11 protein-coding genes and 2 rRNA genes are annotated in these 14339 nt (G+C 58.0%); 11 read left to right on the top strand and 2 right to left on the bottom strand.

The window, feature by feature from the left end; genetic code table 11:
- Together ACVWZU_RS08670 and rrf are read left to right on the top strand one after the other, a co-directional pair.
- Positions 1–95, top strand: a 23S ribosomal RNA gene (locus ACVWZU_RS08670); the annotation flags it as partial.
- A gap of 56 nt (positions 96–151) precedes the next feature.
- Positions 152–268 (top strand): 5S ribosomal RNA (gene rrf, locus ACVWZU_RS08665).
- A gap of 132 nt (positions 269–400) precedes the next feature.
- Here rrf and ACVWZU_RS08660 read toward each other — a convergent pair.
- Together ACVWZU_RS08660 and serA are read right to left on the bottom strand one after the other, a co-directional pair.
- A complete protein-coding gene (locus tag ACVWZU_RS08660; RefSeq protein ID WP_457444401.1) occupies positions 401–1702 on the bottom strand; it encodes a bifunctional folylpolyglutamate synthase/dihydrofolate synthase in 1302 nt (433 codons plus the stop codon).
- A 76-nt stretch (positions 1703–1778) separates the two neighbouring features.
- Positions 1779–3359 (bottom strand): phosphoglycerate dehydrogenase, encoded by a 1581-nt coding sequence (serA, locus tag ACVWZU_RS08655; RefSeq protein ID WP_414332254.1) that lies wholly within the window; start codon positions 3357–3359, stop codon positions 1779–1781.
- Positions 3360–3592: 233 nt separating this feature from the next.
- On the opposite strand from serA, the gene ACVWZU_RS08650 reads away from it, so the two are divergent.
- The 9 genes from ACVWZU_RS08650 to ACVWZU_RS08610 all read left to right on the top strand — a co-directional run bounded on the left by ACVWZU_RS08650 (position 3593) and on the right by ACVWZU_RS08610 (position 14322).
- A complete protein-coding gene (locus tag ACVWZU_RS08650) occupies positions 3593–4804 on the top strand; it encodes an acetate kinase (protein ID WP_414413710.1) in 1212 nt (403 codons plus the stop codon).
- A gap of 141 nt (positions 4805–4945) precedes the next feature.
- Positions 4946–5413 (top strand): hypothetical protein, encoded by a 468-nt coding sequence (locus ACVWZU_RS08645; RefSeq protein ID WP_457444396.1) that lies wholly within the window; start codon positions 4946–4948, stop codon positions 5411–5413.
- 529 nt (positions 5414–5942) lie between these two features.
- Positions 5943–6485: an FHA domain-containing protein gene (locus tag ACVWZU_RS08640; protein ID WP_457444394.1), complete on the top strand. Its 543-nt coding sequence runs from the start codon at positions 5943–5945 to the stop codon at positions 6483–6485.
- 175 nt (positions 6486–6660) lie between these two features.
- Positions 6661–8694, top strand: coding sequence for an FHA domain-containing protein (locus ACVWZU_RS08635; protein WP_457444392.1), 2034 nt, complete (start codon positions 6661–6663; stop codon positions 8692–8694).
- Between the two features lie 258 nt (positions 8695–8952).
- Positions 8953–9405, top strand: coding sequence for a hypothetical protein (locus ACVWZU_RS08630; RefSeq protein ID WP_457444390.1), 453 nt, complete (start codon positions 8953–8955; stop codon positions 9403–9405).
- 121 nt (positions 9406–9526) lie between these two features.
- Complete coding sequence (gene ispE, locus ACVWZU_RS08625) at positions 9527–10462, top strand: 4-(cytidine 5'-diphospho)-2-C-methyl-D-erythritol kinase (RefSeq protein WP_457444388.1); 936 nt, start codon at positions 9527–9529, stop codon at positions 10460–10462.
- Positions 10463–10607: 145 nt separating this feature from the next.
- Positions 10608–11789 (top strand): RNA-guided endonuclease InsQ/TnpB family protein, encoded by a 1182-nt coding sequence (locus ACVWZU_RS08620; RefSeq protein WP_457444386.1) that lies wholly within the window; start codon positions 10608–10610, stop codon positions 11787–11789.
- A 127-nt stretch (positions 11790–11916) separates the two neighbouring features.
- The gene (gene accC, locus ACVWZU_RS08615; RefSeq protein WP_457444384.1) at positions 11917–13269 is read left to right on the top strand and encodes an acetyl-CoA carboxylase biotin carboxylase subunit; all 1353 of its coding nucleotides are present in this window, start codon (positions 11917–11919) and stop codon (positions 13267–13269) included.
- A 48-nt stretch (positions 13270–13317) separates the two neighbouring features.
- Complete coding sequence (locus ACVWZU_RS08610; RefSeq protein ID WP_457444382.1) at positions 13318–14322, top strand: tyrosine-type recombinase/integrase; 1005 nt, start codon at positions 13318–13320, stop codon at positions 14320–14322.
- The last annotated feature ends 17 nt before the right edge of the window (positions 14323–14339 follow it).

The following is a 14339-nucleotide window of genomic DNA, read 5'->3' as shown; positions in this document are numbered from 1 at the left end:
GAAGGTCCCGGGAAGACGACCCGGCAATAGGCTCTAGGTGGAAGTGCAGCAATGCATGCAGCCGAGGGGTCCTAATAGACCGTCCGCTTGACCTGGTTCACCGGTTGTTCTACCTTTCTGGCTATGCAGCTTTCAGGGTGGCTAGTATTGTCCTGGTGCCTATGGCGATGTGGAACCACGCCGACCCATCCCGAACTCGGACGTGAAACGCATCAGCGGCGAACCTACTGGCAGGGCGACCTGCTGGCAACCTAGCTCGGTGCCAGGCCCACCACCCTAACCCAATCAGTAGGGGAGTATCTTGATCAAGTGATAGTGGTTGAGAGCTAGTTTTTGTTCATAGCTCCTCTCTCTTTATAAGAGAGGAGTTCAGGTTTTGCATAAGGTTTCACCTGTCAGTTCAACAGGCTAGATCCCATCCCAAACATTCCTGCATCACCTGGCCCAATAGGTACAGGGATCCGCAGATTACAGCTGGTGGCTCAGTGAGGTTTTTCGGCTTGAGCAACTGAGCCCGAAGAGCGGAGAGATTGGGCAGTGCCCGTGCCGAGGCGAGATGAGGCTGCAGAGTCTGGGCTAGCTGAGCAAGTTGCTCGGGATCCGTCCCAGAGTGGCCGGCAATTGGCAGGGCAAAAAAGCAATCTCCCGGCCGCAGCAGGGTACTGAGAATGCCCTGGACATCCTTGGTGGTGAGGATGCCCATATACCAGGTGAGGGGGCCAGGTTGATACTTATCCAGATAGCGACGGAGAGCCTGGGCAGCGGGTAAGTTGTGGGCTCCATCCATCAGCAACTGGCGAGATCCAATCTGCACCCGCTGTAAGCGCCCCGGCCAACGGGTGATGGCAAATCCTTTTTCGACAGCGGCATCAGGGATCCGCCAGCCCTCTTGCTGTAGGGTTTCTACAACGGCAAGAGCTACTGCCGCATTGGTGAGTTGTACATCGCCGCTGAGGGGCAGGGTGAGGAGCTGCCCTCGCCATTGGGCGGTTTGAGGCTCTGACCATTGTAGAGGGTCGACCATCTTCAGGGGGCTTTGCAACTGCTCTGCCTTGGCTTGGATAACTGCTGTGACCTCTGGGGTTTGGGGTGCGCACACTGCCGGGATCCCTGGCTTGAGAATACCCGCCTTTTCAGAGGCAATTTGGGGAAGGCTGTTGCCCAAGCGCTGCCAATGATCCCAGCCGATGGAGGTGATAGCCGTTACCACTGGCTCGATCCCAGCATTGGTAGCATCCAGCCGCCCCCCCAGGCCCACTTCTATCACTGCCACATCCACCTTTTGCCGGCGGAAGTACAGCCAAGCGGCAGCGGTGATAACCTCAAACTGGGTGGGAGAAGCCTCGTCAGGGGCATAGGTTTGTAGGCAGTCTCGCACCTGGGCCAGCGCTTGGCTCCAGTCGTTGGCGGAAATGTATTCCCCGTTCAGCCAAATCCGTTCCCGCCAGTCCACCAAATGGGGAGAGGTGTAGCGGCCCACACGATAGCCTGCCGCCCACAACACGTGGCTGACCCAGGCACAGACAGATCCTTTGCCGTTGGTGCCGGCTACGTGGATGGCCGGGATCCCAGCTTGGGGCTGTCCTAGACGCTGCAGCAAGACTTGCATGCGTTCCAGACTGAGATCCACACCAAAATGGCCCAGGGACTCCAGAAAGGCCGGCCAATCCCAGTCTGGGATCTGGGACAGGGTTAGGGACAAGTTGCTCTGGTTCAAGCAAAGACTCCGTCTTGCCAGGGTAGGTGAGATTTGGGATTTTTTCTAGGGATCAACAATTCTAGAGGTTCACTACAAAAGCGTCACGGATGCCCGGCTGCTTGAGCACCTCTTCCAGGATCCCATCCGGCAGGGGATCGTCCAAGCTGAGCACCATGACTGCATCGCCGCGGATGATCTTGCGCCCCACCTGCATGCTGGCGATGTTGACATTGTAGGCTCCCAGCAGGGTGCCAATCCGTCCGATGATTCCCGGCATATCCCGGTGCAGGGTCATCAGCATGTTGGCGGAAGGGGGCACATTCACCGGGAACTCGTCGATCTGGGTAATCCGCACCTCTCGCTCCCCAATCAACGCCCCCGAAACCGAGCGGATCCCATTGGGGCCGTGGGCAATCAACGTCAGGGATCCGGAATAATCTTTCAAGGAGGGATCTCGGGTTTCCACCACCCGGATGCCCCGTTCTTTGGCCTCAATGGAGGCGTTGACGTAGTTGACCCGCTCCCGCAGCGCCAGCGTCAAAAGCCCTTTGAGGGCGGCAATGACGATCGGCTGCCCATCTTTTTCCGCCAGATCTCCCTGCAGGCGGATCTCCAACTGGTTGACGCGATCCCCCGCCAATTGGCCAACCAAGTTGCCTAGGGTTTCGGCCAAGTCCAGGTAGGGTCTGAGGTTTTGCAGCACCTCTGCCTGTAGGCCGGGGATGTTCACGGCAGAGCGGGCCGGCAGCCCCAGCAACACATCGCGGATCTGCTCGGCCACATCGATGGCCACGTTCACTTGGGCTTCTTCGGTGGAGGCCCCCAAGTGGGGAGTGAGCAGGACTTCCTTGCCCAGAGAAAACAGCGGAGAGTCCTTCAGGGGCTCGTTGGCAAATACATCCAAAGCCGCTCCGGCAATTTGACCGGATTTCAGGGCTTCGTACAGGGCTTGTTCATCCACCAAACCGCCACGGGCGCAGTTGATCAGGCGGGCGGTCGGCTTCATCATGCGGAAGGTTTCGGCGTTGAACAGGTTGGTGGTTTCAGGGGTTTTGGGAACGTGCAAGGTGATGTAGTCCGATTCCTGCACCAAAGTTGTGAAGTCCACCAGGCGCACCCCCAGTTGCTCGGCCCGCTCCACGGATAGATAGGGGTCATAGGCCAGCAGCTTCATCCCCATCGCCTTGGCAATCTGGGCCACATGGGATCCAATCCGACCCAATCCGACAATCCCCAGCGTTTTTTTGTAGACTTCTACGCCGACAAACTCTTGCCGATTCCACAGGCCCGACTTCAGAGAGGCATTGGCATCGGGTATGTGGCGGGAGAGGGCCATCATCAAGGCAATGGCGTGCTCGGCAGCGGCAATGGTGTTGCCCTCTGGGGAGTTGACCACCAGGATCCCGGCTTTGGTTGCGGCGGGCACATCGATGTTGTCAACGCCAACGCCCGCCCGCCCGATGATTTTTAAGTTCGTCCCCGCCTCGATTACCTCTCGGGTAACCCGTGTACCAGAGCGCACCATGATGGCATCGTAGTTGGGGATGACCGCGATCAACTGCTCTGGGGTGAGCTGGGTTTGCACATCCACCTGAGCGACTTGGGAGAGAATGTCGATCCCCGCCTGATCGATGGGATCTGTGACGATGACTCTGGGCATAAGCAGCGTTAGTCCAGTGGGATGGAGGGCAACAGAAGTAGGGGAACAGATTACCCAAAAAATTGGGTCTAAAGCTCCGTCCTACCGCTACGCAGCTCGCCTTGGCCTCAGGAAGCTGCAGGAGGGCTTTAATGCTATGGTCATCCTTAGCGGCAGGGTAGTCAACCGCTCTGTTCAAGCAAGCGGGCTATAGGCCTTAAGCCCAGCAGTGCGAAGGCCAACGAAGACACGCTGTGAATATTCTGGTCGTCAATGCCGGTTCCAGCAGCCTCAAATCCTCCCTATTTCTGACGGTTGAGGGAAGGGTGGAGGCCACGCCCATCTGGCAAGCCCAGGTGGATTTCACCTACAAGCCGGGGGAGGCCCTCATCCAGACTCGTCGGCGAGGCGGTGGGTGGGAATCTTTTCCCTCCGCTTCACCTGAGGGAGGGATCGGCCAACTGGCCCCGCTGTTTCAAAGCCTCTGGCAAGGGGAGGGATCCCTGCTCCCGCAGGCGGCTGAGATCGGCGGCGTCGGCCATCGGGTGGTGCATGGGGGATCCCTGTACCGGCAGCCCACCTTAATCACGCCAGAGGTGGAGAGGGCGATTGAGCAATTGATCCCCTTGGCTCCGGCCCACAACCCTGCTGCGCTGGCTGGCATCCGTCTGCTAAGGCAACTGTTGCCGGGGATCCCTCAGGTGGCCGTTTTCGACACCGCCTTCCACCAGCAAATGCCTCTGGCCGCAGCCCTTTACCCCCTTCCCTACGCTTGGGCTGAACAAGGGATCCGCCGCTACGGGTTTCATGGCATCAACCACGAGCATTGCGCCCGTCGCGCTGCCGAGATCTTGAACCGACCCCTGGAGGAGTTGCGGCTGATCACTTGTCACCTGGGCAACGGCTGCTCGTTGGCGGCCATTCGCGGGGGCAGAAGTGTGGACACCACCATGGGCTACACCCCCCTGGAGGGCTTGATGATGGGATCCCGGTCGGGGTCAGTGGATCCGGGCATTTTGATCCATCAGTTGCGCCAGGGCATGAGCGTGGATGAACTGGATCGGATCTTGAACCGAGAATCGGGGCTGAAGGGCGTTTCCGGCCTAAGCAGCGATATGCGGGTTGTGTTGGAGGCAATGGAGGCAGGCCATGCCCGGGCGGAGCTGGCTTTTGAGCTGTTTGTCCACCGTCTGCGCAGCCAGATTGGGGCGATGCTCATGAGCTTGGATCGGCTGGATGCGCTGGTGTTTTCTGGGGGGATTGGGGAAAACTCGGCGCCGGTGCGGGCGGCAGCCTGTGCAGACCTAGGTTTTTTAGGGATCCAGATCGACCCGGTTTTGAATGCCGGATCCCCCCGCAACTGCGATATCAGCACTTCGGATGCTCCGGTGCGGGTTCTGGTGATCTCAGCCCAAGAGGACTGGGCCATTGCCACAGCTTGCCAAAACCTTTTGCAAGGGGAATAAGCGAAGGATCCCAGGCCGCTGCTTGCCAGGTTCTCTCCTTTCTGCCCACTGGCTTGGTGAAGATCAACCTCGGACAATAAGCTCAAGAAAGAAGGTCTTTTGAGACTCCTTTGGGATCTTTTGGGGATGGAGAAGAAAGAGATGATGCAGCGAAGGCATGAACGGATCCCATTGCTGGTGCTGCTGAGCAGTGTTCTGGTGGGGTGTGGGGGTACAACCGGCAGCAGCAATCTTCCGCCCCTGCCACCTCCCATACCTGCTCCGTCCCTCACCATTACTGATCTCTCTCCGCGCACCGTCTTGGTGGGGCAAACTCCAACCTTTGTGGTGTCTTTCCGGGTAGAGGCCCCTGCCGGGATCCGGGGTTCCAACGCCTTTTTGGCTTCCGTCACCACCCCACTCGGCAATTTCGTAACCCTGGGAGCTTTTGATGCTGCTCAGTTGCCCGGCTGCTTCGTTGGGGCGACCACCTGCACCGTTACAGGGCTGACCCTGACCCAGAATCGCTTTACCCTCACTCAAACGGGATCCCATCAGCTCACCATCAGTGTGTTCGATCGGCAGGAGCGGCTGGGCAGCGGCAGTTTCCCATTTACCGGAGTGCTTTGAAAACGGTTTGGATAAAGACACAGAGGATACTAGTCTTGCAGGATCCCCAGAAACTCAAAACTCACTCTAGGCCCTATCTCTCAGGTGGATTTCTGAGGCTTCCGGCCAAGGGATCAGGCCACCTCGGTCAAACTTGAACGGCCTCGCCGTTCCTGAGGAGATCGAGTTTTGTTGCTTCAAATCGGGTGGGGATAAAGTTGAGTATGTAGTCACTCTAAACATCATGGTCTAAACATCATGAATGAAACCTTTCCGTCTGGCTCCCCTCTCCCTCTGGAAGAGGAGCTGAGGGTGGTCGCGGAAGCGGCGCGGAGCGTTTGGGCACGGTCTCCAGCAGGAATGTAACTCGGAGATCCCAACTGAGGTGATCTCGATCAGCACAAGCTTTTGGTCGGGGGAATAGGCTACAGTTATCCAAAAAGATAACAATTTTGACGAAAAAGACATCTTCTGCTTTCCCCAAGCTGACCTTTGGATATGCTGAAGCCGATCTAGGGAATGGAGGCGCTGAACTGTGGAGAATGGGATCGTGTGTCAACTCACTTTAGAATGGACCGAGGCCGACCGGCGCCGATCGCAAACGGTTTCGCCTGTTCCCTCCAAGCTGGTTACCATTGGACGGGATCCCAGCTGTGATGTGGTGCTCAATGACCCAACTCGCTCGGTCTCAGGAGTTCACGCCGGGCTTTATTTTGATCCCAAAACCTTAAACTTTCACATTCGCAACTTAACTCGGGATCGTTTGCCTCCTAAGCAGCCCAACCCTGTCTGGGTGAATGGCCGAAAAATGATTCAGGAGGAGCCTGCGCTTGAGGCGAATAGCCAAATTCAATTGGGGCGCGTTGTGCTGAGCGTGAAGTCCATAGAAGTTGCCAGGAAGGATCAGGGGGATCTCCTCAGCCGCGGCACTTTGGACGCCCTCAAGGTTAAGTGCAGCCGCCTGGAAAACCCTCACTACCTGCCCCCAGAATATCAGGGTCAGAATTGTCCCTACTGTGGACATTTGGTCTTGAGCGCTACCTTGGTGATCCCTCCTCCAGAAGCTGGCAAAGCCCCACAACCTCCTCTCTAGAGGACCAACCCTTTCTATTCTTCTTAATTCTTCTTACAGATCCCAGTGGCTGATCCAAGTCCGTGGGGGATAGAAAAAAGGGATCCCGGGCAAACCAAAAGTGACCTGTGAGGTCGCGCTGTTCTGTGTTTTCTCAATGGCCTCTTCATGATCTTTGTAAAGGTAAGCAGAAGCTATGCAAATTCAACTGAGCTGGGAAGATCCCATCACCGAAGAACAGCAGGAGCTGATTTTTCCATTGCCTCTTGCCTTGGGCAGGGAGCTGGCCCAATTGCCACAGGAATGGCAAGGTCGAGAAGTGGCGCGGGCTGTGTTTGCCAGCCAGGAGATCTCCCGTTATCACGCCCTCGTTTATCTCGGTGAGAATGGCCAGGTCATCTATGAAGATCGCAGTGCCAACGGCAGCCGCATCAATGGGGAAAAAATCCGTCAGGCACGCCGGGTGCTCCAGGGGGGAGAAGTGGTGGAGCTTGGCCCCTACAGCATCACCGTGGGTTTGGTGTCCCCCAGGGATCCCAATGCCACCCTTTTGACCGGCGCCCATCGCGGCACCCCCACTCTTTTGCTAGAGCCTCGCACCGAACTGATCCGCCCGGCCACCCAACCCGACACTGCATTTGAGGTTCCCCCGGCTTCCACGGTGGTTTTCGCCCCAGAGCAGCTTCCCGAAGTGCGGGCCGGCTCGGATTTTCCCCCGCCGGATTTGTTTCGAGCCGAGCAAATTGCCCTGAGCGCCCTCAAAGCCACCGGACTACCCGTGGAAGAGACCCTCTATTTGGCCTTGGGCGGCGGTATCGGCAGCTTTGTGTGGGTGGATACCCTGCGTATCTACGGGGTTAGACCCGAACACATCCGCGTCATCAGCATTGCCCGTAAACCCTACGAACGGTATGAACGGCTTTTGACCAACTGCCAGATCCCCCGCTGGAAGCGAATTCGCTCTGGCTCCGATTCTTGCCCGGACAACATTTGGGGCTGGCCCGGCTATGCCTTGCGAGATGCTTGGCGTTCCTTTTTCTCTGGTCGATTGTTGGAAGCATTCGGCTTTTTGTGGCAGGTGTTTAGCGAGCCTTTGTTGGCAGACACCTACACGCCGCGGGCAGGGGATGTATTTGCCTCGATGGATCGGGAGGCAGCCCGAATCGGTTGGGATCAAATGCTGTGTTACGGCCATATTCGCGCCATTCGCAAAACGGAAGATGGGCGATATGTGGTGGCTTATTCGGCAACGCGGCCCGGCCACACGGATCACCGTTTTATGGTGGCCAAGTACCTCCATTTGGCAACTGGATATCCGGCCATCAAACTGCTTAGCGACCTGCAAGAGTTTCGAGAAAAAACCGGCGATCTAAAGTCGGTGGTACACGGCTACGAGCCCCATGATCACGTTTATGAGCAGTTGGAAAAACAAGGCGGCACCGTCCTAATTCGGGGATTTGGGATCGTCGCCTCTCAGGTGATGGAGCGCCTCTACGAAGCCCGCAAAGTCAACCCCCGCATCTCGGTGGTGCATCTGAGCCGTGCGCCCAAAAGTGGCAATCGCTTCGGACGGGCCAAACGGGCGGTGGACAACCATTGGGAGTTTCAGCCCTTCAACTGGCCCAAAGGCACTTGGGGCGGGGTTCTACGCGCCAAATTGGAAGCGGCGACCCCCTTGGAACGGCGCGAACTGCTGGAAGCTTGGGGCGGCACCACAACGGCAAGTCGGCGCAAGTGGCGGCGGATCGTGCGGCAAGGGCTGCAGGAGGGATGGTACTCGATCGTGTTTGGCAAGGTGGAATCGGTGGTTCCCGGCGACAAGGGCAAGCCGGTAACCTACATTCGAGGTACCCACAACAACACGCAATTAAAGGTGGAGGCCGATTTCGTTATCGACTGTACGGGCTTGGTTTCGGATCCCATGACCAATCCCCTCCTCAACGATCTGATTACCCACTACAATCTGCCCCTCAATCCTCACGGACGCTTACATGTTTCCAACGATTTTGAGCTGGCGGAGATGCGCAACCGGGATGGACGGATGTACGCTGCCGGGATCATCACCTTGGGTGGGCCCTATGCACCGGTGGATACGTTTTTGGGTTTACAGTACTGTGCCCATCGCTCGGTGGAACACCTGGCTCGACTGCGGGCACCGGGGGTCAAAGGTCTAGAAGGGATCCGATCCCTGTGGCAATGGTGCAAGTGGGCCCTAAACATCAGCCCCTAGCTTGCCGACATTGGGCAACGCTTCTGGATTTTGTGAGATGTTTTTGGTTATCAACGCTGTCCCACACGTAAAACATTGGCGGCACACCATGGCCATTCCCCATCGCGCTAGCCTCATGAAAGTGGCGTTGCGCTGAGCCCTAACTCTTCTCTACCAAAGGGAGAACGGATGGGGGTGAAGGCCAGAAGATTCTCTCAAACAGACCGGGAGCGAAATAGATCCTGATGATCTCGATAGGCAAAACTGCGGGAGGAAAAGATGACTCCGACCCTGATTGGCCGCTGGCAAACTCGCATTTTCTTATTGGCCACCGTTGGTGTTTTGGCAAGTTTACCCTTTTATTTTGGGATCACTGGACATGGCGGCAGCCTCACCTATTTTTGGGTGCTGTTCTACGTAGGTCTGTTTGGCTGTGTTTGGGACGTTGTGTATAACTATCTGATGGGATGGATGTGGGATCACGATTGGCCTGGGATCCTTCAGCTTTTGGCCGGTATTTGGGAAGGGCTTTTTTTGGGTACAGTGCTGAGGGTGGCGGGCCTTCCCCATCTTCCAACCCAACGGTTTGACTTGGGAGATTTTATTCTCCACTACAGTGTGGTCTGGGTTTGCCTTTACCTCAGCGCTTGGGTGGTAATGCGCATTTTGTTTCCCCGCTGGCGCTTTCGCGGTGGAGAGTGGCTGGGGCCATGGCCGCGCTCCGGCAGCTAGAAAGGGGATCCATTGCCGTTAGAATCGGGCTGGGAGACCTCCCCGGATAAGTCTGTGTTTTGATCAGGTCTGTACAGGCTAAGGGGAGTTGAGACTTGTTGCTGACCCAGATTTTTGCCCCATGCAAGCCTGTACCCTGATTGCCCGCGCCAAGATCAACCTCTACCTGGAAATCCTCGGATCCCGTCCTGACGGGTATTCAGAGGTGGCGATGGTGTTGCAGAGCATTCATTTGGCGGATCGCCTGCAGTTGAAGAGCCGTCCTCACGGGATCCACCTCACCTGCGATCGTCCAGAAGTGCCTGCAGATGCCCGCAACCTGGCCTATCAAGCCGCTGAGCTGCTGCAAAAAGAGTGTCACTCTGCCGCCGGGGTGGAGATCCACATCGAAAAGCACATTCCGGTGGCAGCAGGCTTGGCGGGGGGCTCGGCTGATGCGGCAGCGGTTTTGGTGGGGTTGAACCAACTGTGGGGGCTGGGCCTGACGGTGGGAGAGTTGCAGAGTTTGGCAGCCCGCTTGGGATCCGACATTCCCTTCTGTATCCAGGGGGGAACGCAACTGGCCACCGGGCGCGGGGAAGTTTTGGAGCCGCTGGCCGATTGGGAAGGGATCCCTGTGCTACTGGCCAAGCCCAAGCACCTGGGGGTTTCGACTGCCTGGGCCTATCAAGCCTTTCGTTCTCGTCAGGGGAGCTTGGGAGGGGATGCCCTACCCAAACCCACACTGCCCACCTTGCCGCAGGCGTTGGCGGCTCTCAGCCGTCAGGATCCACCGGCATTGGCCAGGAGTTTGCGCAATGACCTGGAACAGGTGGTTTTGCCAGAGTATGCCATTGTGGGCGAATTGCGCCAATCCCTGCTCTCGGCAGGAGCCCTGGGATCCCTGATGTCGGGGTCGGGGCCAACGGTCTTCGGGATCATGCCCAGCCTAGAGCTGGCCGCCCAAGCGCGCGACACCTTGCGTCGCCAGTTTCAGGATGCGGAGTTTTGGGTTACGCAGTTTGCCCCCACCGGGATTCTGCTGCAGCCGGATCCCTGTAGCCTCAGCCCCACCTAGGGTGTTGGCTGGATTGGCCGGATATGGGATCCCCACCTGACCTTCTCTATCCTCCCCTCCAGTTGACCAAAAAAACTGGGTTACAAGCCCCGCCCTTCTAGGGCGGCTTTTGTAAGATGCTATTAGACAGGAAAGGCAACTTTGCATGTACCTTGTCCGTAAGCTCAAGCTAGGCGTCTCAGAGCAACTGCAGCTGTTGAGCAGGGCAGCAGGCGAGCTGTACTCAAAAGTGCTCGTTCACTTTTGGCGGGTCGTCCGCAAGAAGGGATTGTGGTTAAAGCCTTCCACATTCATGCGTTGGTTTCCCAACGACCCTGAGAATACACTTCATGCCCACAGTGCAGACGCAGTAGTGCAAAGCTTCTTTGCCTCTTTGAAGTCCTGGCGGGAACGCCGCAAAACCGACCCCAACGCCCGTCCACCTCGACGCCGTCGGTACTTCTACAAAGTCCAGTGGAAATCTTCAGCCATCCAAGTCGTCAATGGGAAGCTGCGATTGTCGAACGGGAAAGGCAAGGAGTCCCTGATTGTTAACTGGGCTTGGGATACGCCTGTTTGGGTAGAGATGGGCTGGGATGGCCAGCAGTATGAGCTGAGGGCTTGCTACAAGGTGGGGGATACGCTGCCGGAAGAAGAGGGGGAAGAGAGCAACGTTGCCGCTGTGGATTTGGGTGAGATGCACCCCGCAGTCGCTCATGAGGGGGGACAAACCTACCTTGCCAATGGCAGGCTGCTGCGCTCCAAAAGGCGCTACCAGAACAAGCTGCAGGGCAAGCTGGCTCGACTCCTAGCGCGCAAAAAGCGGGGGTCTCGGCGGTGGAAGCGGCTAGTTCGCTCTCAACGTTTGCAGCTCAAGAAGCTACACCACCAAATCCAAGACATTCTGCACAAGCAGACGACCAGACTGGTCTCCACGCTCCACGAGCGAGGCGTGCAGACAGTTGTGATTGGCGACCTTCGGGATATCAGGATGTCTGCCAACTACAACAAAAAGGCGAATCAGAAGATCCACCAGATGTTGCATGGTCAAGTCCGGCATCTCATCACCTACAAAGCTGAGCGGTTGGGGATGAGAGTGGTACTGCAAGATGAGCGGTACAGCTCTCAGGAGTGTCCTGTTTGTGGACAGAGAAACAAGCCCAAAGGTCGTGTGTACAGGTGTGGGTGTGGGTTTGAGTTCCATCGGGACGGGGTGGGGGCAATTAACATCCGCAGGAAGTATCTGGGCTCCGGCCCAGTAGTTGGGGCCATGGCATCCCCCATAGGGTTGAGGTTTCAGCCTCATGCCCTGTGTAGCTCAGTCGGTAGGAGCAATTCTGCTGGCTGAGAAAGCATCCCCGTCCTTTAAGACGGGGAGTATGTCAAATAGTAGGATGAGCACCTGAACTTAACCTTGCGTTTACAGACCGCTGGCCTTAGCGGTCTAGCTACCTCTTCAGCTTTGAACCTTCCTCATGCCGCCCATCACCAAGATCCTGATTGCCAACCGGGGTGAGATCGCCCTGCGCATCATCCGTACCTGTCAGGAAATGGGGATCCGCACCGTGGCCGTCTACTCCACCGCGGATCAAAACTCGCTGCACGTCCAACTGGCAGACGAGGCCGTTTGTGTGGGAGATGCCCCGGTGGCCAAAAGCTACCTCAACATCCCCAACATCATCTCGGCAGCCCTCACCCGCGGCGCCACCGCCATTCATCCGGGCTACGGGTTCTTGGCGGAGAATGCCAAATTTGCCGAGATGTGTGCCGACCACAACCTAATTTTCATCGGCCCCTCGCCAGAGGCAATGCGCAAAATGGCCGACAAAGCCACGGCCCGCGAGACCATGCAAGCGGTGGGGGTGCCGACGGTGCCCGGCAGCCGCGGGCTGATCACCTCTGACGAGGAAGCGGTGAAGCTGGCAGAGAAAATCGGCTACCCCGTGATCATCAAAGCCACCGCCGGTGGCGGGGGGCGGGGCATGCGGGTGGCCAGAGATGCCCAGGAGCTGCTGAAGATGCTGCGCACCGCCCAGGGGGAAGCCCAGGCGGCCTTCGGCAACGGCGGGGTTTACTTGGAGAAGTTCATCGAGCGCCCCCGCCATGTCGAGTTTCAGATCTTGGCGGATAGTCAGGGGAATGTGGTGCATCTGTACGAGCGGGATTGCTCCATTCAACGGCGACACCAAAAGCTGTTGGAAGAGGCCCCCAGCCCGGCTTTGACGACGGCTCTGCGCAGCCGCATGGGAGCGGCGGCGGTGAAAGCGGCCAAGGTGGTGAACTATGTGGGGGCGGGCACGGTGGAGTTCTTGCTGGACAAAAACGGCCAGTTTTACTTCATCGAGATGAACACCCGCATCCAGGTGGAGCACCCGGTTACCGAGATGGTGACGGGGCTGGATCTGATTGCCGAGCAGATTCGCATTGCCCAAGGTCAACCCCTGACCTTTCGCCAGAAAGATGTGGAACTGCGGGGCCATGCCATCGAATGCCGCATCAACGCCGAGGATCCCAAGCAGCAGTTTCGCCCTTGCGCCGGCACCATCAGCGCCTATTTGCCTCCTGGGGGGCCGGGGGTGCGCATGGACTCCCACATCTACACCGACTACACCATTCCCCCCTATTACGATTCGCTGCTGGGCAAGCTGATCGTCTGGGGGCCTAACCGGGCGGCAGCCATCCGCCGCATGCAGCGGGCGCTGGGGGAATGCGCCATCACCGGGGTGCCCACCACGATCCCTTTCCACCAGCAGATCCTGCGCCATGAAGCTTTTTTGAGGGGCGAAGTGTACACGGACTTCATCGCTCAGCATTTGATGCCGGGGTAGGGGCCGAGTCCAAGCTGGAGCTTGCTCGCAGGGGAAGGATAGAGTTGGTTGAGGGTTGCCAGTGGGCTAAAGATGAGGGATCCCCGACCTGGTCAGGTTCGACAGACTCAACCGAGCGGCCCTGCTCCCAGTCTCAGCCATCTGGCGGCGCAATTTTTGCAGGAGCGGGAGCGGGATCTGGCCCCTGCCAGCCGCCGTACCTACCGCATTGCTCTGGAGCAGTTTGCCAAAACTTGCCCCGTGCCGCTGCCCCAGGTGCAGCCTGCCCACGTCCAGTCCTTTTTGAACAGCTTGAAGGGCCGTCCGTTTCGCAACCGCTCCGGCCAGCGGATCCACCCGCCCGCCTCTCCGGCCACCTACAACCTGAAGCGGTTGGCCTTGCAGCAATTTTTTGAATGGGCCAGCCAACGGGGCTACCTTCAGGATCCCCTGCCCACCCAAGCCATTCGACCTGCCCGCCTACCCGCTCGTTTGCCTCGCGATCTGGATCGGTTGTTGTTGCAGCGGGTGTTGCAGCGGGCCCAAAACCATTCTCTGCGCTACGCGGCTTTGATTCGCCTGATGCTGGAGTGCGGGCTGCGGGCCCAGGAGCTGTTGGACTTAACCGTTCAAGATTTTCAAATCAGCCCCGAGGGATCCCTGTTGGAAGTGCGCTGTGGCAAGGGGAGCAAACCCCGCGCTGTGGCAGTAGGGGATCCCCTCTCCGAGCTGTTGCAGCAGTATCTGAGCCAAGAACGGGGCCCGTGCGCGCCGACGGATCCCTTGTTTGTTTCCCAATCTCGCTGCTTGGCCTACCGAGGCCGTCCCCTCACCTACGATGGTCTACGGCATATTGTGCTCAAGCTAACCGAGCCTGAGCCGGGACATCAAACCCCTCACCAGTTTCGCCACAGCTTTGCCACCTTGTTGCTGGATCGCGGCGTTGCCCCCGAACACATTCAGCACTTGCTGGGCCACACAACTGCCGCCATGACGATGCGCTACACCCAGCGGGCCAACTTGAGAGCAGCCATCGCCCGTTCCCGCGAGATCTTGAATCAGGGCTTGGTTTAGGGATCCCTGGCTGTACT

The sequence above is a fragment of the Thermostichus sp. MS-CIW-26 genome (assembly GCF_054059115.1).
This window is presented reverse-complemented; position numbering and strand designations above follow the sequence as displayed.